Origin of the sequence: Streptomyces sp. NBC_01237, from assembly GCF_035917275.1 — a bacterium.
Taxonomy (GTDB): Bacteria; Actinomycetota; Actinomycetes; order Streptomycetales; family Streptomycetaceae; genus Streptomyces.
The window spans coordinates 1,405,246-1,432,153 of sequence record NZ_CP108509.1; the positions used below are offsets into that span (position 1 = coordinate 1,405,246).

The window sequence follows — 26,908 nt, forward strand, 5'->3', positions numbered from 1 at the left end:
GGCAGGGGACCCGGCGGCGCTGCCACCGCCCGACAGCAGGCGAGACAACCGATGCCAGATATATCCCATATGCATACTTTCGCTCCACCGGGGAGGCGGCCCGGTCCACCGTCGGAGTGAGAGCGCCGGGCGCGGCCGTCCGCCGCACGCACATCGCGGGCAGGGCCTCATACGGTCCCCGGATGTCTCTCAAGTCCCTTTTGCTCGAACACCGTCACCCCGATCACGCCCCCGGGAGACAGGTCCCGGTGGTCGCCGCCGTCGCCGTCGGCGGGGCCGTCGGCGCCGGGGCGCGTTACTGGGCGGAGCGCCTGTGGCCGAACGGGGAGTCGTCCTTCCCGTGGACCGTCCTGCTGATCAACGCCGTGGGCTGCCTGCTCATGGGCGTCCTGATGGTGGCCCTCAAGGAACGGTTCACCGGCGCCGCCGCGCTCCTGGGCCCACTGCTGGGCACCGGCATGCTCGGCGGCTTCACCACGTTCTCCCACTACACGGACGATGTGCGGCAGCTGTTCGAGGAAGGCTCGCCGGGCTACGCGATCGGCTGCCTGGTCCTCACCGTGGTCGCGGCCCTCGCGGGCGTGACCGTGGGCGCGTTCGCCACACACGCGGCACTGGGCCGCCGGAACACCTCCGGGGGGACGGCGTGATGCTCGACTGGCTCCTCGTCATGGCCGGGGGCCTGGTGGGCGCCCCGGTCCGCTATCTCACCGGTGTCGTGGTCAAGGCGCATACGCACTCGGCCTTCCCCTACGGCACCCTCGCGGCGAACGCGCCCGCCGCCCTGCTCCTGGGTTTCTTCGCCGAGGCCGCGTCCGACGGCGATCTGGGGTCCCGGGTCCATCTGCTGGTCGCCACCGGGTTCTGCGGTGCGCTGTCGACCTGGTCGACCTTCTCGTACGAGCTGCTGACCCTGGCCTCCACACGTCGCGTCGCCACGGCCGGCGCCTATCTGTCCGTCAGCGTCGGGGCGGGTGTGGGGCTGTCCTTCGCCGGGGCCGCCCTGGCCCGCGCGGCCTGGTGACACGACCGCGCCGCGGGAAACACGAAGCCCCGTTCCCCGCGGCTGCGGGGGACGGGGCTTCGCTCATGCCGTACGGGCTACGCGTGTCAGTCGATGCCGGGCAGGATGTGCGGCTCCGCGAGATCGTCCTCGTAGCCGGCCAGCCGGATCGGTGCGGACCTGGCCCAGACTTCGATGTTCCGGAGCTTCTCGGGCCGCGCGGCCCGCTCTCCGTGTCGTTCGGCAGGCCGCTTCTCGTGCTTCGTCAGTTCTGGTGTCACCGCGCACTCCTCTGTGTCGCGTAACCCCGGACGGTCGCGGCGCGACCTCTCGGCCGACCGCCCTCGGGGGCAGGGGCAGGAACAGTTCGGTCGCGGTGGCGCCGGCGTTGGGCGGGACGGCGGCCTGGTTGCAGACCTGTCCCAGGACGGTCGAGGAAGGTTTGTGGATCCCTCGGTGCCGCCCGTTCACTTCAGAGTAACCAAATGAGCGCCATCGCGCTCGACGGAACGTGTGGCCTGGGTCACTTTCCGCCATCGGCGGGCTGCGGGGCCCCCGCGCCCGGCCCGCAGGTCACCCGGTGAACCCGCCCACGGGCGGGTTCACCGGGACGACGGGCGGGATCACCAGCCCGCGGGCGCGTAGTCCTTGAGGAAGCAGCCGTACAGCTCGTCGCCCTCTTCACCGCGCACGATCGGGTCGTAGACCCGGGCGGCGCCGTCGACCAGGTCGAGAGGAGCGTGGAAGCCCTCCTCGGCGAGGCGCATCTTGTCGGGGTGCGGACGCTCGTCCGTGATCCATCCGGTGTCGACGGCGGTCATCAGGATGCCGTCCTTCTCGAACATCTCCTGGGCGCTGGTGCGGGTCAGCATGTTCAGGGCGGCCTTGGCCATGTTGGTGTGCGGGTGCCCCGCGCCCTTGTAGCCGCGGCCGAAGACGCCCTCCATCGCGGAGACGTTCACCACGTACGCGCGCTTCGCGGCCGTCGCCGCCATCGCCGGGCGGAGCCGGCTGATCAGGATGAAGGGCGCGGTCGAGTTGCAGAGCTGGACCTCCAGGAGCTCGATCGGCTCGACCTCCTCGACCGTCTGGATCCAGCTGTTGGTGTCGTGCAGGTCCGGTACGAGGCCGCCCGCGTCGATCGCGGTGCCCGCGGCGATGCGTTCCAGCGACGCCGAGCCCGTGACCAGGGCCAGCTCGGTGACGTCCTGCGCGGTCAGCCCTTCCTTGCGGGCGGCGGGCAGCGCCGCCACCCGGTCCACGCTGCCGCTGCCGAAGGTGCCGATGACCTGGGCGGCGGGCAGCTCGCCCGCGGGCAGCGGCGCCGACTCGGCGCCGACCAGCTCGCTGTACGCCTGCGGGGACCGGCGCACGGTCTGCGCGGCGTTGTTGATCAGAATGTCCAGGGGCCCCTCGGCGGCGACCGAGTCCGCGAGGGCCACGACCTGGGCGGGGTCCCGGAGGTCGATGCCGACGATCTTCAGCCGGTGGATCCACTCGTCGCTGTCCGGCATCGCCTTGAAGCGGCGGATCGCGTCGTTGGGGAAGCGCGTGGTGATGGTGGTGTGCGCGCCGTCGCGCAGCAGCCTCAGCGCGATGTACATGCCGATCTTCGCCCGGCCGCCGGTGAGCAGCGCACGGCGCCCCGTGAGGTCGGTCCTGGCATCGCGCCGGGCCCGGTTCTCCTTGGCGCACCGCCGGCAGAGCTGGTGGTAGAACGCGTCGACCTCGACGTACCGGGTCTTGCAGATGTAGCAGGACCGGGGCCGCTGGAGCACCCCGGCGATCTCGGCGGCGGCCGAGGACGAGGGCAGGACGCCCTGCGTCTCGTCGTCGATGCGCTCGGCGGAGCCGGTCGCGGTGGCTTCGGTGACGGCCTTGTCGTGCGCGGTCTTCGCGGCCCGGCGCTCCTGGCGGCGGCGCTGCTTCACCGTGCGGTAGATACCGGCGGTGGCCCGGCGTACGGCGATGGCGTCCGGGTGGTCGACGTCGATGGTGTCGAGTTCGTCGAGCACGCTCAGGCAGACGGCCAGGCGCTCCGGGTCGATTCCGGCACCGAACTCATCGATTCCGGGAGCGAGCTCCGGACTGTCCTCTGTCACCGTCATTGCCGTTCCTCTGCCATTTGTCCCTGCGGGCCACATGTCACCGCAGGCCGAAACACCCCGGTCAAGTCTGCCATGCGCCGGACGCTGCTCCATTCGTGGCTTTCCTGCCTGATTCGGCCGGTGCGTCCGGGCCGGATCGAGAAGAATCGCGTTCAGGTGGCATGGCCCCCGGATTGCTGGGCAGGCGCGGATCGACACATCCGACGGCAGGGAGGGCGACACCATGGCGGCCATGTCCGTGCGAACCACCGGAGCCGACCCGGGCACACTGCCCTGGATCGAGGAGACCGGAAAGGTCGCGCCACAGGACGCCCGCGCGTTGTCGAAGGTCTTCTTCGACCGGCTCCAGGTCCTTGAGGAGGGCACGCACGAATACCAGTACGCGCGCAACACCCTCATCGAGATGAACCTGTCGCTGGTCCGCTTCGCCGCCTCCCGGTTCCGCAATCGCGGCGGTGACGACACCGAGGACATCATCCAGGTCGGCACCATCGGGCTGATCAAGGCGATCGACCGCTTCGATCTCTCGCGCGAGGTCGAGTTCGCGACCTTCGCCGTGCCGTACATCGTCGGCGAGATCAAGCGCTTCTTCCGCGACACGACCTGGTCCGTGCATGTCCCCCGGCGGCTCCAGGAGCTGCGGGTGGACCTCGCGAAGGCGAAGGAGCAGCTGTCGGCGGAGCTGGACCGCGAGCCCACGGTCAAGGAGCTCGCCGCGCGTCTGGACCTTCCCGAGGAAGAGATCATCGAGGGTCTGGTGGCGGCCAACGGCTACTCGGCCGGCTCTCTCGACACACCGTCGGCCGACAGCGACTCCGGGCAGGAGCAGCGGGCGTACGCGGATCTGCTCGGCGAGCGTGACCCCGGCATGGAGACCGTCGAGAATCTGCACGCCCTGGCACCGCTCCTGGAGCAGTTGGACGCGCGTGAGCGCAGAATCGTCCAGATGCGGTTCGGGGACGAGATGACGCAGTCGCAGATCGGTGCGGAGCTGGGGGTCTCCCAGATGCATGTGTCGCGGCTGCTGTCGCGGATCGTGCAGCGTCTGCGCGAGGGGATGTCCGTGGAGGCCTGACCCCGGCCCACCACCACCGTTCCGTTCGCCGCCCGCCGCCGTCCGCCCCGTCCCTCCGTCCGCCGCCGTCCGCCCGTCCCTCCGTCCGCCGCTGTCATGCTCGTCCTCCTCGCCCGCTCTACGCCGGAGCGCGCCGGGTCGCATATGCTGCCCTGCGGTACAGCGCCGGGTGACCCGCGCCGTCGTGCGAGCGAGGGGGTGGAGGGGTGGCCGAGCTCCCTGCGGATGCCGTGGTGCATCCTTCCGGCTCGGTGGCGCTTCCCGGGCAGTCCGGGGCGCGGCGGGCGGACGGCGGCTCCGTCTGGGACGTCGACGCCGCGATCCTGCTGATCGAGGACGGCTCCGGGGACGCGGTCCTGATCGCGGAGATGCTGGCCGACAGCGAACTGGATTCCGGCCTCACCTGGTGCAGGACCCTGGACGAGGCGCGGCGGTTCCTGAGCACCTGCCGGACACCCAGCTGTGTGCTGCTCGATCTCCACCTTCCGGATGTGCACGGCCAGGACGCCGTCACCCAGCTCCTCGACTCCTCGCCGGACGCCGCGATCGTCGTACTGACCGGCAGGGCCGAGGCCGACGCCGGTCTCTCCGCGGTGGCGGCCGGTGCCCAGGACTATCTGGTCAAGGCCCGGCTCGATCCGGAATCGCTGGGCCGCGCCGTCCGCTACGCCCTCCAGCGCAAGCAGGTGGAACGGGCGGCGGCCGCGTTGCGCGCCAACCGGCTGACGGCGCAGGAGAACGCCCGCCTGGAGCGCGGTCTGCTGCCCGTCCCCCTCCTCCTGGACGACGGTTTCCAGGCGGTGGCACGGTACGAACCGGGCCGGGCCCACGGCCTGTTGAGCGGTGACTTCTACGACGTGGTGCAGACCGCCGACGGCACGGTGCACGCGGTGATCGGGGATGTGTCGGGGCACGGGGCGGCCGAGGCCGCGCTCGGTGTCTGCCTGCGGGTCGCGTGGCGCACGGCGGTCCTGTGCGGCACGGACCAGCGGGAACAGATGGGGCTGCTGGAACAGATGCTGGTCGCCGAGCGGGCCGATCCACGGGTCTTCGCCACCGTGAACTCGCTCGTCTTCTCCCCCGACCGCCGCCAGGTCCAGGTGCTGCGGGCCGGGCACCCCGGGCTGCTGCTGCGCGACGGTCCGGACGTGCGCTGGATCGAACCCGCGCACGGGATGGCACTGGGCCTGCTGCCGGGCACCTGCCGCTGGACCACCACCGTGGTGCCGCTGCCCGTGGACAGCCATGTCGTGATGTTCACCGACGGGCTCTTCGAAGGGCACACGGGGCCGGATACGCGGCTCGGCGAGGACGGTCTGCTGGCGATGGCACAGGAGTCCGGGACGCTGCCCGCCCGCGCGTTCGTGGACACCCTCGTCGCCGGCGCGGCTCGGGCCGCGTCCCCGTACGGCGGTCTCGCCGACGATGTGGCGGTGCTGCACCTGGGCTGGCCCGGGGGCGGCGCCGGGGGCGGATCGCCCGCCGGAAGCACGTCGGTGGCCAGGTGAGCGTACGGAGCGGGACGGACCCCGTAGGATTTCGCCGTCACGGTCCGAGGCTGCCGGAATCCGGTCGGAGTGAGATGTCCGGACGCGGGTAGACGACCGGCGAGAAAATGTATTCGACCATCCGCAGCGTCCTGGCTGGAGCCTATGAACGAACAGGTCACCTCGCGACCGGCCGGCCGCTCCGAAGAGCCACGGCCCACCGAGGTTCTGCACAGCGCCGAGGTGTTCGGCGGCGAGCCGGGCTGCATCGCGCAGGCCCGCGCCCTGGCCGACCGGTTTCTGGCGCGGCTCGCCGCCGAGTGGCTGGCGGTGCTGGGAGAGCACACCCGCAACGACCTGATGCTGGCGGTCAGCGAACTGGTCACCAACGCCGACCGGTACAGCCACGGCCCGTACCTGCTGGAGCTGGAGGGCACCGCCGAGCGCATCAGCGTCACGGTGTACGACAGCAGCACGGCGCTGCCGGTGATCTACGAGCCCGACCCGACCCGGCCGGGCGGCCACGGCATGGAGATCGTCTTCGCCGTGTGCGACCGGCTGACCGCCGAGCGGGTGCCGGTCGGCAAGCGCATCCGCGCGGAGTTCGAGCTGAGCAGCTGAACGCCGTGGCCCCCGGTCTCAGCGCGGGGCGGGCGGCGCGTCGAAGACGCAGTCGCCGCACAGACCGCCGTCCGGGCAGCGGTAGTACAGGCAGCAGCTGCGCCGTCGGAACGCAGGACCGTGCGGAGCCCCGGTGGCCCGCAGGTCCGGATGGTCGAAGAGTTCGGCCGCCAGCGCGCGGGCCCGCTCCGCGACGTCCGGACGGGAGTTGGCGCGCGACCAGGTGACGAGTTCGCGCACGGCACCGGCGAGCGCTGAGCCCGCGTTGCCCCACAGCAGCCGCGGGGAGATGTTCCCGCCGCGGCGCATCGCGTCGGCGAGCGGCACGAGGTGCCCGTACTGGACGGCTTCGCGGAGCCGCTCGGCGGTGCCCGGCAGCGCGGCGGGGTCCGGCAGCCGGAGGTCGTCGGGCGAGGTGCGTCCCGGGTCCCACCACAGAGCGCCGGGCGCGATGTCAGGGAAGCGTCCGGACAGCGCGGCCGGTCCCAGCGCGACGGACCAGAGCCGGGCCGCGAGACCCAGGTGGGCGATGGAGGCGGCGACCCGGCGCTCGGGCGCCCGGAGCCGGGCGGCGACCGTGTCGATACGGGCCGTGAGCGGCGCCGTGTCCCCCGCGTACAGCCGCGCCAGCGGGCGGTGCGCGCCCTCGGGCACCGGGGCGGTGCTGAGCGCGAAGAATCCGCCCACCGACGCCGCTCGGGTCAGATCCATGCTCGGCTCCCCTCGGACCCCTCACGGCCCGTACGTCCGGTTCCGGCCACTCGACGTACCGGATCAGCGGCTCACCGTATCCGCAGGGGGACAACTTCTGAGCCCTGGGGGCAGGAGGACTACCGTCAGGAGGAGGACGTAGGACTTACGTCCGTACTACTAGAGCAGTACGCCGAATCGCCGCCTCAAGGACGACGACGCGGCGGCCTTGACGGGACATCGTGGTGTACATGAGTTCCCTCGCGCTGTCTGTGCTGCTGTCACTGATCTCCGCGGTCGCCTATGCGGCCGGGGCGATCGTCCAGGAGCGCGTGGCCGCGGCCGGTGACGGCCGCTCGTACGCACCCCTGCGCAACGCCGCCTGGTGGGCGGCGGTGGCCCTGAACGGGATCGGCGCGCTCCTGCACGTGGTGGCCCTGGCCTACGGGCCGCTGAGCCTCGTCCAGCCGCTCGGCGCCCTGACGATCGTGTTCGCCCTGCCGATGGCGGCACTCTTCGTACGCCGCAGGGCGGGCGCCACCGCCTGGCGCGGCGCGATCATGGCGACGGTCGGACTGGCCGGTCTGCTGGCCCTGACCGGGAACGCGGCGTCGCACACGCTGGGCGGCCCGGAGCAGCTGATGCTGGCGACCGTGACGTTCGGTGCGGTGGTGGCGCTCTTCCTCCTCGCCCAGGGGCTGCACCGGCCGATGCTGCGCAGCGTGGTCCTGGCCACCGGCGCCGGGGTCGCGTTCGGTATGGCGTCGGTGTTCACCAAGACCGTGGCCATGGAGTGGACGTCCGGCTCGTTGCGCTCGGGTCTGCCGCCGCTGCTGGTGATCGCGGGGCTCGCGGCGGCCGGTCTGCTGCTGTCCCAGGCCGCGTACCGCGGTGCGGGGCTGACCGCTCCGCTGGCGACGGTGACCGTGGTGAACCCGGTGGTCGCCGCCGCGGTGGGCATCACGCTGTTCGGCGAGCACTTCCGCTACGGATGGACGGGCACCGTGCTGGCGCTCTCCTGCGGTGCGCTGGCCGCGGGTGGTCTGATCCTGCTGACGACGGAACGTCTCGGCGCCGAGCGCGCGGGGGCCGCGGAGCGGGCAGGGGCGCACACGGGCCCCGAGGCGCCCGAGGACGCCGGGAGGGCCACGGAGGGCGGGATGAGCACCGGAGGCGGCGAGAGGGCCCCCGAGGGCCCTGCCGGAGCCGACTCCGTTCCGGCGTCCAGGCCGCCGGTGACGCTGCGAGGTGCCGCGCCGGGGGGCCGGTCGAGGCTCCGCCTGCCCGAGCCGCCCCGGCCCGCTTCCGCCGACACCGCCGGAACCGGTGGGGCTCGGACCGCTGCTTCCGGTGCCGCCGGGGAGGAGGCCCCTTCGACGGGGCCGTTTCCGGCGCCGCATTCCCTGCCCCTGTCCGTGACCGTGCCGCTGGGACGCGGCGCGCGGCGCGTGGTGTTCGGCGACGCCCGGCCCGCTGCGGGGCGGGCACGCCGCGAGGATTTAGCCGCCGCTGTCGGTACGGAGCCATAGGCGCACGACGCGGGTGCGCGCCGGCATCACGAGCGCACCCCCGCGGACGCGGTCCGCACTGCGGGAACGCACCGCGCGGACGCGGACCGTCGTCTCAGACGTTGACGCCGCCCGCCCTGAGGTAGGCCAGCGGGTCGACGTCCGACCCGTAGCCGGGGCCCAGACGGATCTCGAAGTGCAGGTGCGGGCCCGTGCTGTTGCCCGTGGAGCCCGAGCGGGCGATCCGCTGTCCGCTGGAGACCTTCTGCCCCTCGCGCACATGGAGCGCGGAGAGATGCGCGTACTGGCTGTACTTGCCGTCACTGTGCCGGATGACGACCTGGTAGCCGTAGGCCCCCGCCCAGCCTGCCGAGACGACCTTCCCCGAGGCCACGGACTTCACCGACGTGCCGGTGGGGACCGGGAAGTCGACGCCCGTGTGGTAGCCGCTGGACCATGAACCGGCCTGCCGGTACTGGGTTCCGGTACGGGCGGACACAGGGGCACTGAGACCGGAGTGCTTCTCCGCGCGCTCCGGGGCCCGGTGCTCCTTCTTCGGTTCCGGTTTCCTCTTCGGTTCGGCCTTGCTCTTCTGCTGGGGCCTGCTCTTCGGTGCGGGCTCGGCGGCCTGCCTGACCGGCGCCTCGGCCACCGGCGCGGCCGCCCGCTTCGGCTTCGCCTCGGGCGTGGCCGACTGTTCGGGCTTCGCCTGCTCGGCCTTCTCCGCCTGCTTCTTCGGCTTCGGGACGGGCTTCGCCGGCTCCGTACGGGAGCCGTCGTCCGCCGTCGGCTTCGCCCCGGCCTTCGGTGCGCGGGCCACGTCGAGGCTCAGCCGCTGCCCGGGGAAGATGAGGTCCGGATCGCCGCCGACCACCGTGCGGTTCGCCGCGTACAGCCGCTGCCAGCCGCCCTGGAGCCGTTCGGCGGCCGCGATCCCGGAGAGCGAGTCGCCGCTCGCCACGGTGTACGACTCGTGCTTGCCGGGCGCCGTCGTCGGTGAGGTGGACACCTTGCCGGTCCGCGGTGCTCTCGCCGGGGCGGCCTTCTTCGGGGCCTGGGCCGGCCTGCTGCCCGCGGCCTGGGGGGAGATGTCGGGGGCGTCGCCACCCCGCGTGAGGCCCGCGCTCACCGAGCACGTGGGCCAGGCGCCGGGTCCCTGCCCGTCCAACACCTTCTCGGCGACGGCGATCTGCTGGTCCTTGGTCGCCAGGTCGGCGCGCTGCGCGAAGGCGGTGCCGCCGTACGCCGCCCAGGTGGAACCGGTGAACTGGAGGCCGCCGTAGTAGCCGTTGTCGGTGTTGATGTGCCAGTTGCCGGACGACTCGCAAGCGGCGACCTTCTCCCAGACATCGGTGGAAGCGGCCCCGGCGGAGGCTGCGGTGATGAGCGGAAGCGCAAGGCCCGCACCGCTCGCCGTCACCGTGAGCGAGGCTCGGTTGATCCGACTGGGCTGATACCGGCGGTGCCGTCCGTTTGCGGCCATGACTTGGCTCCCCCACTGACAGGTAGGACACTCGCAAGCGGCCAACTTAGGCCCACCTGAAGGACGGTGACAAGGGACCGAATTGTCTCGGCCTTCTCCGGCGCGTCCATGGCCGGTTTCCGCCCTCCGCCGGGAGATCGGACACCGGCCGACAGCCCCGCGCGGGAGATCTCCGCACCGCGCCCGGCCCCCGGACGGACGGGAACCCGCGTCGCCCGACGGCGACGCGGGCCCCGGTGAATCAGGCGGTGTGCAGCGTGAGTCCGTAGCGATTGAGGATCTCGTTGACCGGCTGGTGCCAGGTCTCACCGCCGCCGCTGCAGTTGCCCCAGCCGCCCGAGGTGACGCCCTGCGCCTGGTCCCCGCTGATGAAGGAACCGCCGGAGTCTCCGGGTTCGGCGCAGACGCTGGTCTTGGTCATCTGATGGACGGCGCCCTGGCTGTAGTTGACGGTCTCGTTCTTGGCCAGCACGTTGCCGCAGTGCCAGTGCGTGGTGGAGCCCGACCGGCAGATCGAGGCACCGACCGGGGCCTCGGCCGAGCCGCGGACCAGCTGGTCGGAGACGGTGCCCCAGCCGAGGACCACGGGAACGGTCCACCAGCCGTTGCCCACGCTCACCCAGGCGTAGTCGTCGCCCGGGAAGGACGACCCCTGGAAGTTGCCGATCGCCGAGCCGTCCCAGCCGCTGACGCCCGCACCCGCCTGACCGCAGTGTCCGGCCGTGACGAAGCCGCCGTGCACCGAGAAGCCTATGGAGCACCGGACGTTGCCCGTGTAGTACGGGTCGCCGCCGACCGTTCCCGCGGCGAAGGTCTGCGGGGCCCCGGCCGTCTGCTTCACCGTGACGGGGCCGGCCTTGCGAGCCTGTGCGACGAAGGCACGGACATCGTTGTCATCATATGCGGAGGCGACGACGTTCACGACGACGCTGCTCGCCTCGGGGTCGACGTGCCAGCTGCTGACGCCGCGCGGCGCGGACAGGGCGTCGATGCGCCGCTTGGTGGCGTCGAGCCGCTGCGCCGTGTGCTCGACCAGCCGCGTCGCGGCGCCGGTCGCCCGTACGGCACGGACCGTCCCGCTGTCGGTGACGGCGACGGTCAGCTTGCCGCTGTCCGCGTCGAACCAGGAACCGCCGTACGAGGATCCGGCCGCACGCCGCGCCGTCGGCTCCAGCGCCGTCGCCGTCTTCTCGTCCGCCAGCCTGGCCCTGGCCTGACTTTCCGTCAGCCCGAGGTCCTGCCGCATCGCCGAGAGCAGGCCGGCGGAGGCGGGAGCGGGAGCAGTGGAGGGGGAATCCGCCGCGGAGGCCGAGGGCAGACCGACGGCCGCCCAGGCACCGAGGAGGAGGAGCGCGGACAGTCCGGTCCGCACAACTGTTGCGTGTCTCAAGGGAATGACCCTTCCTGTTGTCCAGCATCGTGGGGTGGAACAGGAGGCGTCCGGGAGCGCATCCGGAACAGTCGATTGGGAGCGCTCTCAGATGTACCGCAACGGACTGTAGCCCAGAACGTTAGGCAGGTCCATGCCAATGGGAGGGGTGCCCGGAATCGCACGGGGGCGCACTCGGAGCGAAGGTTGAGAGCAGGCAAGAACCCCGCCCGGCCGGTGCCGCCCGCCCCCTGCACCTGTCCCCGTCCCTGTTCCTGCCCCCGTTCCTGCCCCTGCTTCTGTTCGCTTCTGTTCCTGTGCCACCCGCCACCCGCCACCCGCCCCGCCCCCGCCCCCGCCCCCGTCAGGGAGCCAGCAACGGGAAGCCCGACGTGCGCCACAGGTCGCGGAAGTCCCCGCCCGCCGCGGCGCCCTCGTCCTCCCGGCCCGTGTACCAGAGCCGCACCGGCAGGGAGGAGGTGTCGGCCCGTGGCCAGCCGGGGTCGCCGTGCGTGGCGAATGAGGTCCAGGCGCTCATCATGCGGCGCGACAGTTCATGGTCGCCCTCCCCCGGCGGGCCGCCGGTCAGGAAGTGGACGCTCTCCTCCTCCAAGTTGCCGAAGGCGAACGGGATGTCCGCGCAGTGCCAGGCGCGCACCCGTTGCCCCCGGCCACCGCGTCGCCGGGCGAAGCGCGAGCGGAACACGGTGCCGCCCGCGTCCGCGTGGGTGTCGGCGAGCCTGCTGCTGTACTCGGCGAAGAGCAGGTCCCCGTGGACGGCCAGATAGAGGTCGCGTACGGATGCCTCCGGCATGCGGAGCCGACAGCCGTCGACAAGCCCGGCGGAGAGCCCGAAGTCCTGGGCGAAGGCGGCCAGTTGTTCCTCGGTGGTGATCTTCGCACTGCTGCCCACGGCATCCAGGAGCCAGTACTCCTCGGTGGTGTGGCAGACCAGCAGGTCCACCTCACGGGTGAGTCCGGCCGCCGCGGCGGTGAGCGGATCGGCGGGAAGGGTGTGCCCGTCGGCGACCGGCCCGTAGATCGCCGGATCGTAGTGGCGCCGCCCGGACGCGGGGTCACGCCGGTACCGGTCGACGACCTGGTCACCGGCGGCGACGAGGGCCTGCGGCGACGCGGAGAGCAGTCCCTCGCGGGTGGCGGGCACACCCGCCGCGGCGGCGACTTCGGCGGTGGTGCGCGCGGCTTCCGCCACGGACGCGCAGGCGTTGACGGCACTGTGGAGGATGGCACGGCGGAACAGCCCGCGTGCCCGGTCCATCGCCGTCAGGCAGGCGACCGAGGTGGCTCCCGAGGACTGGCCCGCCACCGTGACGTTGCCGGGCGCGCCGCCGAAAGCGGCGATGTTCTCGCGTATCCACTCCAGGGCCGCGATCTGGTCGAGGAGCCCGCGGTTGTCGGGGCAGGGCATCTCGCCCTCACCGGCCGGTACGTGTCCGAAGCCCTCGAACCCCAGGCGGTAGTTGAGGGTCACGACGACGAGGCCCTCACCGGCGAGCGCCGTGCCGTCGAAGTCCGGCTGAGCGGAGGAGCCGAAGACGTAGGCGCCGCCGTGGATCCAGACCAGGACGGGCAGCCCGTCACCTTCGGTGCCGGGCGTCCAGATGTTGACGCTGAGTACGTCCTCGTCCCCGGGCGACCAGGTCGGCGAGCCCGGCAGTTCGGCGGACTGGGGGGCCACCGGGCCGAACGCCACGCAGTCCCGGACCCCGTCCCAGGGCCGCGCCGGGCGGGGTTCCCTGAACCGGTCGACGCCGAACGGCGGGGCGGCGTACGGGATGCCGAGCACGGCGACGACCGCGTGGTCACGCACGGATGCCCGCCCCCGTACCCGTCCGGACTTCGTCGTGTACACGTGCACCGTCACCCTCCGCTCCGTGACCGGGGCCGAGTCTCCGGGCACGGGTTCAGCATGTCAGCGGGCCGGCCGGGCGGGCCAACACCAAGATCACCACGATTGACCCGCCCCTGATGTGAATCGGAGAGCGTCACCCCGGATGTCCGGATCTGTGGGATGTATGGCCCAGTGGCCATGGCGCCGCACCCGCGGTCCGCCGATGCTGGAGTGGTCCGGTCGCGACGCCGTGACCGGAAGACCACCCCCGGGGAGACCCCGGCCGGGTCGCCTCCCTTGACGGACCGAGCGGCCGACGACCCGGCCCACGACACGGAAAGCCGGTGAGCACCATGACGATCGACACGCCCCTCGCGGCCGGTGTCCACGTACCCGACACCAAGCTCGCGCGCGAAGCGACCGAGCTGGTACGTGACACCACGAGTGAACTCATCTATCACCACTCGCGCCGCGTCTTCTGGTTCGGCGCCCTTCAGGGCCGTAACCGCGACCTCGGTTTCGATCCCGAGCTGCTCTACATCGGTGCGATGTTCCACGACCTCGGGCTCGGCGAGCGGTTCCGCTCCAGCGGCAGGCGCTTCGAGGTGGACAGCGCGGACGAGGCGCGCCGGTTCCTCCAGGCGCATCAGGTGCCCGAGGACAGCATCCGGCGGGTGTGGACGGCCATCGCCCTGCACACGACACCGGGGATTCCGTCCCACATGGAACCCGAGGTGGCCCTGGTGACCGCCGGTGTGGAGTACGACGTGCTGGGGATCGGCTATGGGGACATCTCCGAGGCCGACCGGGCGGAGATCGTCGCCCTCCATCCGCGTCCGCACTTCAAGCGGGACATTCTCACCGCGTTCACGGACGGGATCAGGCCCAAGCCGGAGACGACGTTCGGCAATGTGAAGGCCGATGTGCTGGAGCACTTCGTCCCCGGCTTCGAACGCGGTGACTTCGTACGTACGATCCTCGACTCCCCCTGGCCCGAGTGACCGCCGCCGTCACCGGCCCGGCCCATGTGGTGGCCGTCGTGGCGTTCGACGGGGTGCAGCTCCTGGACGTCACCGGGCCCGCGGAGGTGTTCACGACGGCCCGTGCGTTCGGAGCCGGGTACGAGGTCAGGATCGTCTCCGTCACCGGTGCGGACGCCGTGACGTCAGCCGGGGTCCGGATCGGGGTGGACGGGACCGTGGACGAGCTGCCCGGGAGGCCCGGGACCCTGCTGGTGCCGGGCCGGCGGGAATGGCGCCGGGCGGTGGCCGACCGCGAACTCGTCGGCCGGGTACGGGAGCTGGCCGGCCGGTCCGGGCGGGTCGCCTCGGTATGCGCGGGCGCGTTCCTGCTCGCCGAGGCCGGGGTGCTCGACGGCCGCCGCGCGGCCACGCACTGGCGGCTGGCCGGGGAACTGGCGGGGGCCTACCCCGGGGTGACGGTCGAGACGGACCCGCTGTTCGTACGCGACGGCAACGTCATCACCTCCGCGGGGGTCACCGCGGGCATGGACCTGGCGCTCGCCCTGGTCGAGGAGGACCACGGGGCCGCCCTGGCCCGCGAGGTCGCGCGTGAACTGGTCGTGTTCATGGCCCGTCCGGGCGGTCAGTCCCAGTTCAGCGCACGGCTGCGGCCCCGGGAGGCACGGCACCCCGTGGTCCGGTGGGCCATGGACGCCATCGGAGCCGACCCGGGCGCGCCGCACAGCATGAGCGTCCTGGCCCGCCGGGCCGGGGTCTCCGCCCGGCACCTGAGCCGGCTCTTCCGCACGGACACGGGCATGACGCCCGGCCAGTACGTCGAGTCCGTACGGCTGGAGGCGGCCCGGAATCTGCTCGCCGCGGGCACCGACCCGGTCGAGGCGGTGGCCGAGCAGGCGGGGTTCGGGTCGGCGGAGACCATGCGGCGGACCTTCCAGCACACGCTGGGCGTCTCGCCGACCGCGTACCGCGCGCGGTTCCGTACGACGACTACGGCTACGGCTACGGCTACGCGGACGGTCCCGACCACGGTGGCGCAGCCGGCTACAGCTACAGAAAAGGCTGCGGCTGTGTAAGGGGCTACGCCCCCATCAGCTCACGCACCGTCGCCATGTCGCTGAAGGGCACCAGCTCGTCGCCGACGATCTGGTACGGCTCGCTGCCCTTGCCCGCGATGAGCACGATGTCGTCCGGGCCCGCCTCGGCCAGGGCGAAGGTGATGGCCCGGCGCCGGTCGGCGAAGCGCTCGAAAGGGGTGCCGGTCGCCGTCAGGCCCGGGGCGATCTGGTCCAGGATGGCCTGCGGGTCCTCGTAGCGCGGGTTGTCCGAGGTGAGGACGCACAGGTCGGAGTGGGTTCCGGCGATGGTCCCCATGTCGGCCCGCTTCGTGGTGTCGCGGTCCCCGCCGCAGCCGAAGACGGTGATGACCCGGCCACGGGCGAAACCCCGGATCGTGGTCAGGACCTTGTTCAGGGAGTCCGGCGAGTGGGCGTAGTCCACGATCACCGAGGTGCCCTGCGGGGTGTGGAGGCGCTCGAACCGGCCCGGGATCTGCGGCATCCTTTCGAGCGCCTCGACCAGCCCGGCCAGGTCGTGCCCCAGGAGATGGCAGGCCGCCACGGTCGCCAGCGCGTTGGACACCGAGAAGCGTCCCGGCGAGGGGATCGCCGCCGGGTACTTGCGGCCGTCGTGGTGCAGGGTGAAGCGGGTGCCCGCGGCGTCGACGAGGAGGTCGGTGGCCCGGTAGTCCGCCTTGGCGTCCAGGGCGTACGTGGTCACCGCACCCGGCATCATCGCCTCGATCCCGGCGCCCACGGCGTCGTCGGCGTTGACCACCGCGCGCCGGCAGAGGCCCTGGAAGAGGCGGAGCTTGGCGTCCCGGTAGTTCTCCATCGTCCCGTGGTCGTCGAGGTGGTCCTGCGTCAGGTTCGTGAAGACGCCGACGTCGATGAACGTACGGTCCACCCGGTGGTTCAGCAGGCCCATCGAGGTGGCCTCCAGGACGACCGTGCCGGTCCCCCGGTCCCGCATGCGTCCGAGCAGATACTGCAGGTCCGGCGATTCGGGTGTGGTCAGTACCGACGGCGGCATCGGGATCAGCTCGTCCCCGATCCGGCTCCCGGCCGTGCCGATGACGCCGACCTGCGCGCCCTCCGCGATCCGGAGCACCGACTCGACCATGTACGACACGGACGTCTTCCCGTTGGTGCCGGTGATCGCCACCAGGTCCATCCCGCGTCCCGGTTCGCCGAAGTACCGTGCGGCGATGACCGCGGCCGCCTTCCGGGCGTCCGGTACGCGCACGGCGCACACGCCCTCCGCGGCCGCCGGGAGCGGCGGTGCCTGCTCGTCGACCAGGACGGCCACCGCACCGCGGGCGACCGCCGGTGCCACGGATTCCGGGCCACCGGCGAGGTGGCCCGGCACCGCGACGAACAGCGAGCCCGGAGTGACCCGGTCCGCGTCGAACGTGGTCCCGGCGGTGATGTCCGTCTTCTCCGGCGCGCCCTGGAGCACGTGGTGTTCCTGACCGGCCAGTAGTTCGCTCAGCTTCACGTTGATCCCTTCGAAGTCGGCTCGGGCCCGGTCGTGCGGCCGTCGCCGGGCAGCAGCACGGGCGGTACGCCGAATGCTGCGGTGATGCTGTGGAGCCGGTGACGTGGATCTCGCGCGCGGCGATCGCCGGGCGCGACGGTTCGGCCCGGCGGAGGCGCTGCCGGGGGTGTGGAGGGACAGCGGGTCGGGGCGGTGTCCCGGACAGGAACCGCCGGAGACCGCTAACCGTGGCCGTGCGGACCGAAGATCGCTAACCGTGGCCGTGCAGAGCGGTGCGGCCCGTTCCGGGGGCACCGTCGGCGGGCGCGATCGCCGCCGCGGGGGCTGCCTGGGCGGCAGCGGCCGGGCGCAGCACGGAGGTGGCCTCTTGCAGGCACTTCCTCACATCAGCGGTGCGACCCATGGACCGAGTGTACGTCCGGCCGGGCACGGCCGAGCCCGCGCGGGACATGCGGCGGGGAGGGCGGGCGCGAGTCCGCCGGGGTGTCCCGGTGGGCCGGACCCCGGTCGGGGTCTTCCACGACGTCCGCCGCTTCACCCGGTTTCGCAGGAGGCGTTGCCGGAGGCGTTCAGGTGGCGTCGTCATCAGCCGGACCGTGCCGAGGATCTTTCGCCCCGTCGGCTCGGGCACCTCGTCCCCGACCTCCCGCACCCCCGCACCCCCGCACCCCCACGAAGGTCCAGGAAACGATCTCCCCCTTCGCGTTCCTGAAAGCGAAGGCCGTCGCCTTTCCGTCGTTGTCGCACCCGCGCCTCGCTCTCCCCCGGAACCCGCGGTGGCCAGGGGGCTTCTCCTCGGTGCCGTTCGTGCCCTCGTCGGACCGGCACCACTTCTCCTTGAGCATCGCGGGGGCCGAGCAGCCCACCAGCGGGGTTCGGCTGCCCCTGTCGCGGCAGCGGGTCCGACGGATGGTGATCGCCCCCGGGCGACTCATGTCCTGACCACATGGGTGGCAACCCTGGGGAGTGCCCGCGCCCGGTCGTGGCCGGGGCCCTGAGCTGCGGAGGAAGGGACGGGTGCCCCGCCGCGGGCGGGGCGGGCCCTGATCTTCCCTTTGCGGCGGCCGCCCGACCGGAGTGGAATTGCGTAGAGGGGACGGTAGAGCTCTCGGGCTGTTCGGCATCGAGCTGTCCGCACCGCCGAAGGTGGTGACGGCGGGCAGAAAGGACACACCATGACCGACACCGACCGGGGGGACGACGTCTACCAGCCCCAGGAGCCGGAAGCCTCCGACCCCGCCGACCTGCTCGATGCCGAGGACACCCTGGACACCACCGGAGTCACCGATGTCCTGGACGAGGGCTACTCGCCGCCCGACCGTCCGTGGGCGGTCGAGGGCCAGGGCACGACGGCGGCCGAACAGCACTCCGGAGAATCCCTCGACAGCCGTCTGACCAGGGAGCTCCCCGAGATCTCCGGCTCCACCGACAACGGTCCCGGTGACCTGCCCGACGGGGACGGCGAGCTCTGGGACACCGAGGTGGGCACCGACCGTGCGGGCCGCCTCACCCAGCAGGCGGACGGCAGCGTGCCGTCCACCCTGACCGCGCAGGACGTCGGGATCGACGGTGCGGCGGCATCGGCCGAGGAAGCGGCCATGCATGTGATCCCGGACGACGAGGACGACGGCGTGCCCGGCGTGGGGCCCCTCCCCGCCGACGAGGGCACCGCCGCCTCACCGGCACCGTGAGGGCGGGCGCGGGTACCCGCTGAACGCGCTGTCCGCCCGGCCCCTGTCCATACTGGATGCATCCCGACATCCCCAAGATTTGCAGGAGCACACAGATGAGCGGCACTGCGCAGATCGGCGTCACAGGGCTCGCGGTGATGGGCCGCAACCTCGCCCGGAACTTCGCGCGCAACGGCTTCACCGTTGCCGTGCACAATCGCACCACCGCGAAGACGGACGCCCTGGTCGAGGAGTTCGGCGACGAGGGCGCCTTCGTCGCCGCGCGTACGCCGAAGGAGTTCGTCGCCGCCCTGGAGCGCCCCCGCCGCCTGGTGATCATGGTGAAGGCGGGGGACCCCACCGACGCGGTGATCCAGGAGTTCGCCCCTCTGCTGGACGAGGGCGACATCGTCATCGACGGCGGCAACGCCCACTTCGAGGACACCCGACGGCGCGAGAGGGAGCTGCGCGAGCGCGGGATCCACTTCGTCGGAGCGGGCATCTCCGGCGGTGAGGAAGGCGCGCTGAACGGGCCGAGCATCATGCCCGGCGGCTCCGCCGAGTCGTACGAGTCGCTGGGGCCGATGCTGGAGAAGATCGCCGCGAAGGCCGAGGACGGCACGCCCTGCACCACCCACATCGGACCGGACGGCGCCGGGCACTTCGTGAAGATGGTCCACAACGGCATCGAGTACGCGGACATGCAGCTGATCGCGGAGGCGTACGACCTGCTGCGGGCCGTCGCGGGCTACTCCCCCGCACGGATCGCCGAGACGTTCCGCAGCTGGAACACGGGGCGCCTCGACTCGTATCTGATCGAGATCACGGCGGAGGTCCTCGCCCACACCGACGCGGCCACCGGCAGGCCCTTCGTCGACATCGTGCAGGACCGGGCCGAGCAGAAGGGAACCGGCCGCTGGACCGTACAGATCGCGCTCGACCTCGGCGTACCAGTCTCCGGGATCGCCGAGGCGGTCTTCGCCCGCTCCGTCTCCGGCCACGCCGCTCTCCGTGAAGCCTCACGCCACCTCGCCGGACCGACCGCCCGCAAACTCGGCGAGGACGAGGCGGCGGCATTCGCCGCCCAGGTCGAGCAGGCGCTGTACGCCTCGAAGATCGTCGCCTACACCCAGGGCTTCCACGAGATCGCGGCCGGCAGCGAGCAGTACGCGTGGAACATCGACCTCGGCAAGGTCGCCGCGATCTGGCGCGGAGGATGCATCATCCGGGCCGCGTTCCTCGACAGAATCACCATCGCCTACGAAACCCGGCCGCAGATGCCGAGCCTCCTCTCCGACAAGAGCTTCGCCCAGGAGATCGCCGCCGCACAGAACGACTGGCGCACCGTGATCGCCACCGCCGTCACCCAGGGCGTCCCCACCCCCGCCTTCGCCGCCACCCTCGCCTACTACGACTCCCTGCGCGCCGAACGCCTCCCCGCCGCCCTCACCCAAGGCCAGCGCGACTACTTCGGCGCACACACCTACCACCGCGTCGACCGCGACGGCACCTTCCACACCCTCTGGGGCGGCGACAAAACCGAAGTCGACCGCTGACCGACACCCACAACAGCTGGTGACGGGGCGGATACGCCCCAGGTGACGGGTGTGGGTGTCGGGCGTCGGGTGTCGGGTGTCATCGTCCGGCCCCGGCACCCGGAAGACGCGTCAGTCACCGCGCCAAACCCTGGCGAGAGCCATCGGCTTGATCTGCTCCATCGAGAGGACAGGGGCCTTGCGTGTGACGGGCGTCCCGAAGGATGAACTGTTCAGCTCCGAAATCAGTACCCTGCGCCCGTCGTCGTAGAGGACGTCGACATCCCACTGCACGATGTCGGGGTGTCCCTGCAGGGGCGCCGTTCGGGTAACGATCCTCCCGCCGCCCGGAAGGTTCTTCCCGTTACGAAACAAGGGCACCAGCTCCTGCCGTCCGGGTTTCCACTGCTGGACGCTCACGGTCAGCAAGGACTCGCCCCGTCCGTCATCAACCGTGACGTCGGCATAACCAGTGCGGCTTCCCTCCTGGTTCGCAATCCGAAGGTTGCCGGGAATCAGCTTCTCCAGATTGCGCAGGATCTCCCGCTCGGTCATCCTTCCGGTGCTGGGCGGCTCGGGAGGAGACGGCGCCTGAGGCACGGCTGCCATGACGGGTTCCCAATCCTTTGATGTGGCAATTCTTGAGAGTTCCTCAACCGTCAAGGGCAGTGCGGAGCGAAGGTTCCTGCCCGCCCCTTCGGCGGATACGTCGCTCTGCACGACGGACACCAACACCCCGTCCCGGGACAGCAGACGCGCGGACCACTGCTTCGCCCCCTCGGGCTCGAAAGGATCCACATAGCTTTGGTTGACGACCAGCGCGTGATGCCCGTCGACGGTCTTCTTCACGCAATGGTCATACGGGCTGTACGAGCGCAGAGGACATTCGGCCGAGACGTGCCGGGCAGAACGAGGAAGGCGTGAGACCGACACTTCGACGAACGATCTGTCGTGACCGTCATCGAACACCAACCGAGCGGACGGTGCGTGTGTTTCCGAAAGACCCGATCCGGATACATCTGAAACGCCCCCCTCCGGAAGCAGGGATCGCAGAGTATCCTTCATCAGATCCGCTGACACCGGCCTGCCCGAGGATCCATTCACCGTCATTGCGGAAATCATGGCGGCAGACAGCCCCAGCACCAACGCGACAGAAAGCGTGATCACTCGCCTTCCAGAACCCCACGCGGGCTTCTTCGACGTGTGTTCGGAAAGAACACTTCGATCTTCGCGAGTCAAGAGAACCACCGAACTCATATAGATGTCGGATGCAGAAATACCATCCCGCGTTTCCTTCGCGGGAGAGCTGATCGGCGCTCCCACGAAGCATGGGGGGCCACCTGGTTACCGTCTCCCAAGCGGAACTACGAGGCAACCAGGTGGCCTTTCACGGCATCTTCGGAGACGTATCAGCCTGCGCCTTCTGTTACGTCAGTCTGTTACGTCAGTCGCGTTTCTCTCAGCAGCCGTTCACATCGGCCCAGTTCACCCACATGAGAGGGCTGGAGGAGCTGAACGGGCTCCCGACGTAGGACCAGGCACCGCCCTTCCAGAAGCGGTAGTTGACACCATGGTTGCGGTCATTGAAGCCGCACAGGTCCTTGCCCGTGTGGTTGATCACGGAGTTGACCGGCGTTCCGGTACTCAGGATGCTGTTGTACTTCGTCCACTTATCCCATTGCTGTCCACCGTAGTTCTGCTGTGAGTAGAGATATGCGTAGTCGGCGCGTGCCGCGGATTCTGTGGCGTATGCCGGAACCGCCGTCACACCCGTGACAGCCACACCGGACAACGGGAGAACGGCGAGGGCGACAGCGGAAATCAGACGCTTCATGAGGTTCCTCTCTGGGTACGACGGAAGATTTGGTACGGACAATTCACCCCGGCGGACAAGGGCTCGCGATGTCCGCCGGGAGCGAAGAGGCCGCACCGATGTCAAACTCCTGGGCGGGGTGCGCGAAGTCGTCGCCGACTCAGGGCTGTCCTGTCAACCCTGGTGGATCAGCGCGCGGCGTCGGATGCGGTGCATCGCAAGACGGACGTCCGCATAGGGGATGTACGCGGGCGTTCCGATAACGCCGCGAGGTGCCGTAGCTGACGCCGTACGCCCGCCAGGGATTTTGGGAAAGCCCTCAGCATTCAAGGAAGAGCGGGGTTCCCGTGGGGTCGACTCCGATCCGGATGCCGCTCCAGGCCGACGCCCTCAGTGGGTTACCGTCCGTGAAAGGCGCCCCGACGTAGCTGTAGGAACCGTTCCGGAAGGCGTACTTCTGCTTTCCGTCCCTACTGATGCCGCAGAGCTTCCCCCCACCGTTGTAGATGACGGAGTTGACGGCTGTCGGGTAGGCCTGGATCTCCTTCAGGTTGCAGTCGTGGAAGAACTGGGTTCCGCCGTAGTTCTGCTGCGAGTAGAGCCAGGCGTGCGAACACGCAGCCGTGCCGGCCGAGGCATTCTCCGACCCGGACGCCGCCGAAGCGGGCCCCGCAGAGAGAAGCGGAGCCGCTACGCCGGCCATCGCGGTCAGGCACACGGCAGCCACGGCCGAAGCGATCTTTTTCATAGACTCTTCTCCTTCAAAGACGGATGACGATGCAGAACGGATGCGCGGTGCCACCGGGGCGAACCGGACGAGGAAGAGGGAAGTGCCCTCCGAGTGGGGCGCGGCAGTCGAACAGGCCGCGAGCCGGCAAGCCCCATGCCGTCACTGACGAACCTTCAGTGTGACACGTTGTCACACTCTACATACGGAGGCAGGGCGGCGCTAGTGTCAACAGTGGTTTTGGCGCGTACTCCGCGGAACCGACGCGCGAGGTGTCCACCGCGGGCGAGCTCATCGGGTGGTGAACTGTCGGCCGTCAGGCGCGGGCCAGCGCTCCGCGCAGCTTGTTCCGCGAGTTGACCTCAAGCTTGGTGAACACCTTGTGGAGATGCCATTCCACCGTGCGAGGGCTGATGAACAGCTCGGCACCTATCTCGGAGTTCGTCCGTCCATCGGCGGCCAGTCGGGCGATCTGGGCTTCCTGCGTGGTGAGAGCCTCACGTATGTCGGCCGCGCGCTGCCGTACCGACTCGCCGGTGGCCAGGAGTTCGCGACGGGCGCGCTCGGCAAAGGCACGTGCTCCGAAACCGTGCAACATGTCGTAGGCGGTGCGCAGTTGCTCGCGCGCTTCGAAGCGCCGGTTCTCGCGACGAAGCCACTCGCCGTACACCAGGTGGGTGCGAGCGAGGTGGACGGCGACCCGGCTGCGCTCAAGGCGCTCGATGGCCTCGCGGTACAGCAGGTCGGCGGTCCGGCCGTCGCAGAGCAGCGCTCTCGACCGGGCCAGAACGCCCAGGGCCCAGTCCGTGCCACCGGCGTCGGCCTGTTCTTCGAGCCGGCGCAGGGCGGTCGCGGCCGCATCGGGGGCATCACTGCGCGCACCCGCCTCGACGAGCTCGACGAGGGAGAACCCGACGACCGCCAGATCCTCGTACTCCCCCGCCCGTTCGGCACTGGCCAGGGCGTCCTGGTACCGGCCGAGGCCGTTGTACAGCACCGCGAGCAGATAGTGGGACAAGCCGATCGCTCGCCCCTCCCCCCAGGCGGCCGCGTCTCGGGCTCCGGCCCGGATCAGGTCCGATGCCTGGGCCTCACCGCGCCAGGCGACGAGCAGGAGCGAGGGGTACCCGAGGGGCGAATTGCCGGTCACCTCCGTGATGTTGTCGGACTCGTTGATCAACGCCGAGGCGAGGTCGAACTCTCCAGCGTGTACATGAACGGCGGCCCGGTAGGCGAGGGCCAGGGGAAGGAAATTGAGCGCGCCGGTCTCCCTGGCCGCCCGGACCGCATGCGTGGTCAGTTCGTGCCAGGCCTCGTCGTCCCACATTTCGCCGGCGACCAGCCACGTCAGCCAGAGCCAGCGCATGGCGTCGTCCCCGTCGCGCCCGGCGGCTCGCCGGAACGCCCGCAGCGCGGGCTTCAACGACGACGCACCGTTGACGTAGCCTTCGGCGAACCGCGTCGCCAGTCCGTCGAGAAGCAGGTCCGCCAGCCGCGGGGGTCGCGGTCCGCGCGGTGCGGCGCGGGCGGCGTCGGCCACCTCCCGCACTCCGATGCGCCCGTTGAGGCGACCGGCGAAGACCGCTGCTCCGACTGCTTCGAGGTACGCCTCACCCGCCTGTCCGTCGTCGATCCGTTCCAGTCGGCGGGCCGCGTCGAGCAGCAGTGGCAGAGCCTCACCGCCGCGCCTGCGCGCGAAGACGATCTGGGCGCGGAGCCGGGCCAGCCGCGTGTGCTGGGCCTCGTCCAGCGGGCCCATCTCCGCGGCGGCGAGAAGTTCGAGCGCCGCGTCGGGAGCCCCGGCATCGAAGGTGGCCTGCGCCGCGGCCGCCGCCCTCGTTCCGCGTACGGCCGGATCCGGCGTCAGCTCGGTCGCACGTCGCAGGAACGCGGCCGCCGCCGCGATACCGCCGCGGGCCTGGGCCCGGCCGGCCGACCGTTCCAGCTCGCCCGCCACGGCCTCGTCGGGTTCGACCGCCGCGTGGGCACGATGCCAGGCTCGCCGATCGGAGTCGAACTCGGGAGCGGTCGCCTCGGCCAGCGCACGATGCACGTCCCGGCGTTCCCCGGGGTCGGCCGCGCGATAGGCCGCCGAGCGCACCAGCGGGTGGCGGAACCGCACCCGCGCACCGAACTCGATCAGCCCCGCCGCCTCGGCCGCCCCTGCGGCGTCCGCCCCGATGTCGAGCCGCTCGGCCACCCGCCGCAACAACGGCACGTCCCCCACGGGCTCGGCGGCAGCGGCCAGCAGCAGCCGCCGCGTCGCATCCGGCAGCGACCCGATTCGCCGCAGGAAACGCTGCTCGATCCGACTCGCCAGCGGCCTCGCGTCCGGCCGCCCGAACCCGCCGGCCAGCTCTGCCGCAGTCAGCCCGCGCGTCAATTCCAGTAGAGCCAGCGGGTTGCCGCGGGTCTCGGCGACGATCCGGTCGCGGACGCGTTCGTCCAGCCGCCCAGGGACCACCGAGTCCAGAAGCGCACGCGCGTCGTCGTCGCGCAGCCCCCGTACCACGAGCTCCCTCAGCGCCACCAACGGCTCAGCACCCGCGGCACGTGTCGACGCACGCACCGCGAACACCAACGCCACCCGCTCCGCGAGCAGCCGACGCGCGACGAAGGCCAGTGTCTGCGCGGAGACCAGATCGAGCCACTGGGCGTCGTCCACCACACAGACGATCGGCTGCTCCTCCGCCTCCTCGGCCAGCAGGCTGAGCACCGCCAGCCCGACCATGAAACGGTCCGGCGCGCTGCCCTCACTCAGACCGAACGCGATGGCCAAGGCAGCACGCTGAGGGCCGGGAAGCCGATCGAGGTGCCCCATCATCGGCATGCACAGCTGGTGCAACCCGGCGAACGCCAGCTCCATCTCGGACTCGACGCCGGCAGCCCGCAGGATCTGGCATCCTGCCGCGCTGCCGACCAGGTACTCCATCAACGCGGACTTGCCGACCCCGGGCTCGCCGCGCAGCACCAGTACCTGGCTCCTACCCGCCCTGGCGCCGGCGACCACCTGATCCAGCGCCCCGCACTCGCCACGCCGACCACGCAGCCCGCGCCGAGGAGCGCTGCTCGACATCCACCACCACCGCGCAGGTCAAAGGGCCGGACCCTGATCAACTCGGGTCGTCCTCATCATGCACCAGTGCCCGCAGCACGGGCAATCAGCCGGGCAGCCACGACCGGAGCCCGGCCGAGGCCCCGTCAACTGCCGTCGGCGGCACGGCCTGTTCCCGGGGATCATCAGGGTTGCGGCAGGGGGCCAAGTCCCTGGAGCAGGTCGATGAGGTGCGCCATGTCGCCGCCTCGCGCCGCGTCGAGGAAGGCTTCGAGCAGCCCGTCCCGCTCCGCCGGATCGACGGGGTTGTGCCGTTGCCCGGCGAGATGCCTGCGCGCGCGGGACGCCCGTTGCCGCGCGTTGGCCTCGCTGAGCCCGAGCACTTCGGCGATCTCACGGAACGGGTACCCGAATGCCTCGCGGAGTACGTACACGGCCCGTTCGACGGGGGACAGCCGTTCCATCATGAGCCGGACCGCGGACTGAAGCGCCTCGCCGCGTTCGGCCTCCGACGCCGGATCGGCGGATGCGAGCTCGCGTTCCGGACTCCATCCGCAGGCACTGACCTCACGACGGGCGCGCGCCGAGGTTGCCACGTTGAGCGCGGTCCGGGTGGTGACGGTCACGAGAAACGCGACCCGGTCCCGCACCTGTGCCGGGTCCGCCCCCTGCCAGCGAATCCACACGTCCTGAACGACATCCTCGGCGTCGGCGGCGCGACCCAGCGTCCGGTAGGCGATCCCGAACAGCCGGGAACGGACACTCTCGAAGTCCACCGCCGCTTCAGGCCCGGGGCGGACGGCTGTCGTCGTTGCGTTCCAGGTCGCACCCGCGCTCGACGAGCCTGAATCCCACACGATGTCAACGCTGGTCATGTACATGGCGATTTCCCCTACTCCCGGTGGTCCGGACCGCCGGGACCGGCTCATCGTGCGCCAAGGGCCCGGCTCGGTGACCCAGCCACCGTCGTCCGGGGCGGGTACCCGTCGCACCCGTGGAAACCCCGGTGTACCCCCTGGCGAAGCCCCGGGGTCCGTCCCGGGAAGCCCGCACTCCGGACAGTTCGATGTTCCTGGAACAGGACGAGGCCCCGGCCCACGCCTCCGTCGTCCGTAGTCCGTCGTCCGTCGTCCGTCGATTGGAAGGCGCGGGGCCGGTCCGCCGCGGTGGGCGCGTCCGCTCCGGCGTGTGCGCCACGGACTCGTGCCGTCGCATGAGGGCTCTCGACCGTACCGTCTGAGATGACATTCAGACACACTGTGTTGAGACAATGTGGTTCCTGCCCGGCGCAGGGGTTGTGGCGGTCCCGGTCAGGCCGCCATGGAGGCGCGACACCGGGTCACCGAACCGCGTGCATCTTGCCGATTCCGTCTGAC

Annotated in this window: 23 protein-coding genes; 10 read left to right on the forward strand and 13 right to left on the reverse strand. The window is 71.1% G+C overall.

The window, feature by feature from the left end:
* The first annotated feature begins 182 nt into the window (after positions 1-182).
* Together OG251_RS42375 and OG251_RS42380 are read left to right on the forward strand one after the other, a co-directional pair.
* Positions 183-650, forward strand: coding sequence for a fluoride efflux transporter FluC (locus OG251_RS42375; RefSeq protein WP_326682597.1), 468 nt, complete (start codon positions 183-185; stop codon positions 648-650).
* On the forward strand, positions 650-1,024 hold the full coding sequence (locus OG251_RS42380; protein WP_326682598.1) for a fluoride efflux transporter FluC: 375 nt from the start codon (positions 650-652) through the stop codon (positions 1,022-1,024). The genes OG251_RS42375 and OG251_RS42380 overlap by 1 nt, the downstream gene beginning before the upstream one ends.
* Before the next feature lie 86 nt (positions 1,025-1,110).
* Here OG251_RS42380 and OG251_RS42385 read toward each other — a convergent pair whose 3' ends face one another.
* Entirely contained in the window at positions 1,111-1,284 is a 174-nt protein-coding gene (locus OG251_RS42385; RefSeq protein ID WP_198953102.1) for a hypothetical protein, read from the reverse strand.
* A gap of 342 nt (positions 1,285-1,626) precedes the next feature.
* Positions 1,627-3,111 (reverse strand): SDR family NAD(P)-dependent oxidoreductase, encoded by a 1,485-nt coding sequence (locus OG251_RS42390; RefSeq protein WP_326682599.1) that lies wholly within the window; start codon positions 3,109-3,111, stop codon positions 1,627-1,629.
* Positions 3,112-3,334: 223 nt separating this feature from the next.
* On the opposite strand from OG251_RS42390, the gene OG251_RS42395 reads away from it, so the two are divergent.
* The 3 genes from OG251_RS42395 to OG251_RS42405 all read left to right on the forward strand — a co-directional run bounded on the left by OG251_RS42395 (position 3,335) and on the right by OG251_RS42405 (position 6,294).
* On the forward strand, positions 3,335-4,186 hold the full coding sequence (locus OG251_RS42395; RefSeq protein WP_326682600.1) for an RNA polymerase sigma factor SigF: 852 nt from the start codon (positions 3,335-3,337) through the stop codon (positions 4,184-4,186).
* Positions 4,187-4,437: 251 nt separating this feature from the next.
* Positions 4,438-5,694, forward strand: a complete 1,257-nt coding sequence (locus OG251_RS42400) for a PP2C family protein-serine/threonine phosphatase (RefSeq protein ID WP_326682797.1) — start codon at positions 4,438-4,440, stop codon at positions 5,692-5,694.
* Positions 5,695-5,838: 144 nt separating this feature from the next.
* Positions 5,839-6,294, forward strand: coding sequence for an ATP-binding protein (locus tag OG251_RS42405; RefSeq protein WP_073721106.1), 456 nt, complete (start codon positions 5,839-5,841; stop codon positions 6,292-6,294).
* A gap of 18 nt (positions 6,295-6,312) precedes the next feature.
* Here the strand turns inward: OG251_RS42405 and OG251_RS42410 are convergent, their stop codons facing one another.
* The gene (locus OG251_RS42410) at positions 6,313-7,005 is read right to left on the reverse strand and encodes a (2Fe-2S)-binding protein (protein ID WP_326682601.1); all 693 of its coding nucleotides are present in this window, start codon (positions 7,003-7,005) and stop codon (positions 6,313-6,315) included.
* A 230-nt stretch (positions 7,006-7,235) separates the two neighbouring features.
* On the opposite strand from OG251_RS42410, the gene OG251_RS42415 reads away from it, so the two are divergent.
* Entirely contained in the window at positions 7,236-8,513 is a 1,278-nt protein-coding gene (locus OG251_RS42415; RefSeq protein WP_326682602.1) for a DMT family transporter, read from the forward strand.
* A gap of 94 nt (positions 8,514-8,607) precedes the next feature.
* On the opposite strand, the gene OG251_RS42420 is transcribed toward OG251_RS42415, so the two are convergent.
* The 3 genes from OG251_RS42420 to OG251_RS42430 all read right to left on the reverse strand — a co-directional run bounded on the left by OG251_RS42420 (position 8,608) and on the right by OG251_RS42430 (position 13,223).
* Positions 8,608-9,975, reverse strand: a complete 1,368-nt coding sequence (locus OG251_RS42420; RefSeq protein WP_326682603.1) for a peptidoglycan DD-metalloendopeptidase family protein — start codon at positions 9,973-9,975, stop codon at positions 8,608-8,610.
* A 241-nt stretch (positions 9,976-10,216) separates the two neighbouring features.
* On the reverse strand, positions 10,217-11,365 hold the full coding sequence (locus OG251_RS42425; RefSeq protein ID WP_326682604.1) for a S1 family peptidase: 1,149 nt from the start codon (positions 11,363-11,365) through the stop codon (positions 10,217-10,219).
* 343 nt (positions 11,366-11,708) lie between these two features.
* Positions 11,709-13,223, reverse strand: coding sequence for a carboxylesterase/lipase family protein (locus OG251_RS42430; RefSeq protein ID WP_326682798.1), 1,515 nt, complete (start codon positions 13,221-13,223; stop codon positions 11,709-11,711).
* A 326-nt stretch (positions 13,224-13,549) separates the two neighbouring features.
* On the opposite strand from OG251_RS42430, the gene OG251_RS42435 reads away from it, so the two are divergent.
* Together OG251_RS42435 and OG251_RS42440 are read left to right on the forward strand one after the other, a co-directional pair.
* Positions 13,550-14,197 (forward strand): HD domain-containing protein, encoded by a 648-nt coding sequence (locus tag OG251_RS42435; RefSeq protein WP_326682799.1) that lies wholly within the window; start codon positions 13,550-13,552, stop codon positions 14,195-14,197.
* A complete protein-coding gene (locus OG251_RS42440) occupies positions 14,194-15,252 on the forward strand; it encodes a GlxA family transcriptional regulator (RefSeq protein ID WP_326682605.1) in 1,059 nt (352 codons plus the stop codon). The genes OG251_RS42435 and OG251_RS42440 overlap by 4 nt, the downstream gene beginning before the upstream one ends.
* 4 nt (positions 15,253-15,256) lie before the next feature.
* On the opposite strand, the gene OG251_RS42445 is transcribed toward OG251_RS42440, so the two are convergent.
* Both OG251_RS42445 and OG251_RS42450 read right to left on the reverse strand, forming a co-directional pair.
* The gene (locus tag OG251_RS42445; protein WP_326682606.1) at positions 15,257-16,732 is read right to left on the reverse strand and encodes a UDP-N-acetylmuramoyl-L-alanyl-D-glutamate--2,6-diaminopimelate ligase; all 1,476 of its coding nucleotides are present in this window, start codon (positions 16,730-16,732) and stop codon (positions 15,257-15,259) included.
* 250 nt (positions 16,733-16,982) lie between these two features.
* Entirely contained in the window at positions 16,983-17,135 is a 153-nt protein-coding gene (locus OG251_RS42450) for a hypothetical protein (RefSeq protein ID WP_326682607.1), read from the reverse strand.
* A 772-nt stretch (positions 17,136-17,907) separates the two neighbouring features.
* On the opposite strand from OG251_RS42450, the gene OG251_RS42455 reads away from it, so the two are divergent.
* Positions 17,908-18,423: a DUF5709 domain-containing protein gene (locus OG251_RS42455; RefSeq protein WP_326682608.1), complete on the forward strand. Its 516-nt coding sequence runs from the start codon at positions 17,908-17,910 to the stop codon at positions 18,421-18,423.
* Positions 18,424-18,518: 95 nt separating this feature from the next.
* The gene (gndA, locus tag OG251_RS42460) at positions 18,519-19,958 is read left to right on the forward strand and encodes an NADP-dependent phosphogluconate dehydrogenase (protein WP_326682609.1); all 1,440 of its coding nucleotides are present in this window, start codon (positions 18,519-18,521) and stop codon (positions 19,956-19,958) included.
* A 111-nt stretch (positions 19,959-20,069) separates the two neighbouring features.
* Here the strand turns inward: gndA and OG251_RS42465 are convergent, their stop codons facing one another.
* From OG251_RS42465 to OG251_RS42485, 5 genes are all read right to left on the reverse strand, one after another.
* The gene (locus OG251_RS42465) at positions 20,070-21,260 is read right to left on the reverse strand and encodes a hypothetical protein (RefSeq protein WP_326682610.1); all 1,191 of its coding nucleotides are present in this window, start codon (positions 21,258-21,260) and stop codon (positions 20,070-20,072) included.
* A 136-nt stretch (positions 21,261-21,396) separates the two neighbouring features.
* Positions 21,397-21,771 (reverse strand): hypothetical protein, encoded by a 375-nt coding sequence (locus OG251_RS42470; protein WP_326682611.1) that lies wholly within the window; start codon positions 21,769-21,771, stop codon positions 21,397-21,399.
* 298 nt (positions 21,772-22,069) lie between these two features.
* Positions 22,070-22,498 (reverse strand): hypothetical protein, encoded by a 429-nt coding sequence (locus OG251_RS42475; RefSeq protein ID WP_326682612.1) that lies wholly within the window; start codon positions 22,496-22,498, stop codon positions 22,070-22,072.
* A gap of 295 nt (positions 22,499-22,793) precedes the next feature.
* A complete protein-coding gene (locus OG251_RS42480) occupies positions 22,794-25,553 on the reverse strand; it encodes a helix-turn-helix transcriptional regulator (protein ID WP_326682613.1) in 2,760 nt (919 codons plus the stop codon).
* Between the two features lie 164 nt (positions 25,554-25,717).
* On the reverse strand, positions 25,718-26,407 hold the full coding sequence (locus OG251_RS42485; RefSeq protein ID WP_326682614.1) for a sigma-70 family RNA polymerase sigma factor: 690 nt from the start codon (positions 26,405-26,407) through the stop codon (positions 25,718-25,720).
* Positions 26,408-26,908 lie beyond the last annotated feature (501 nt).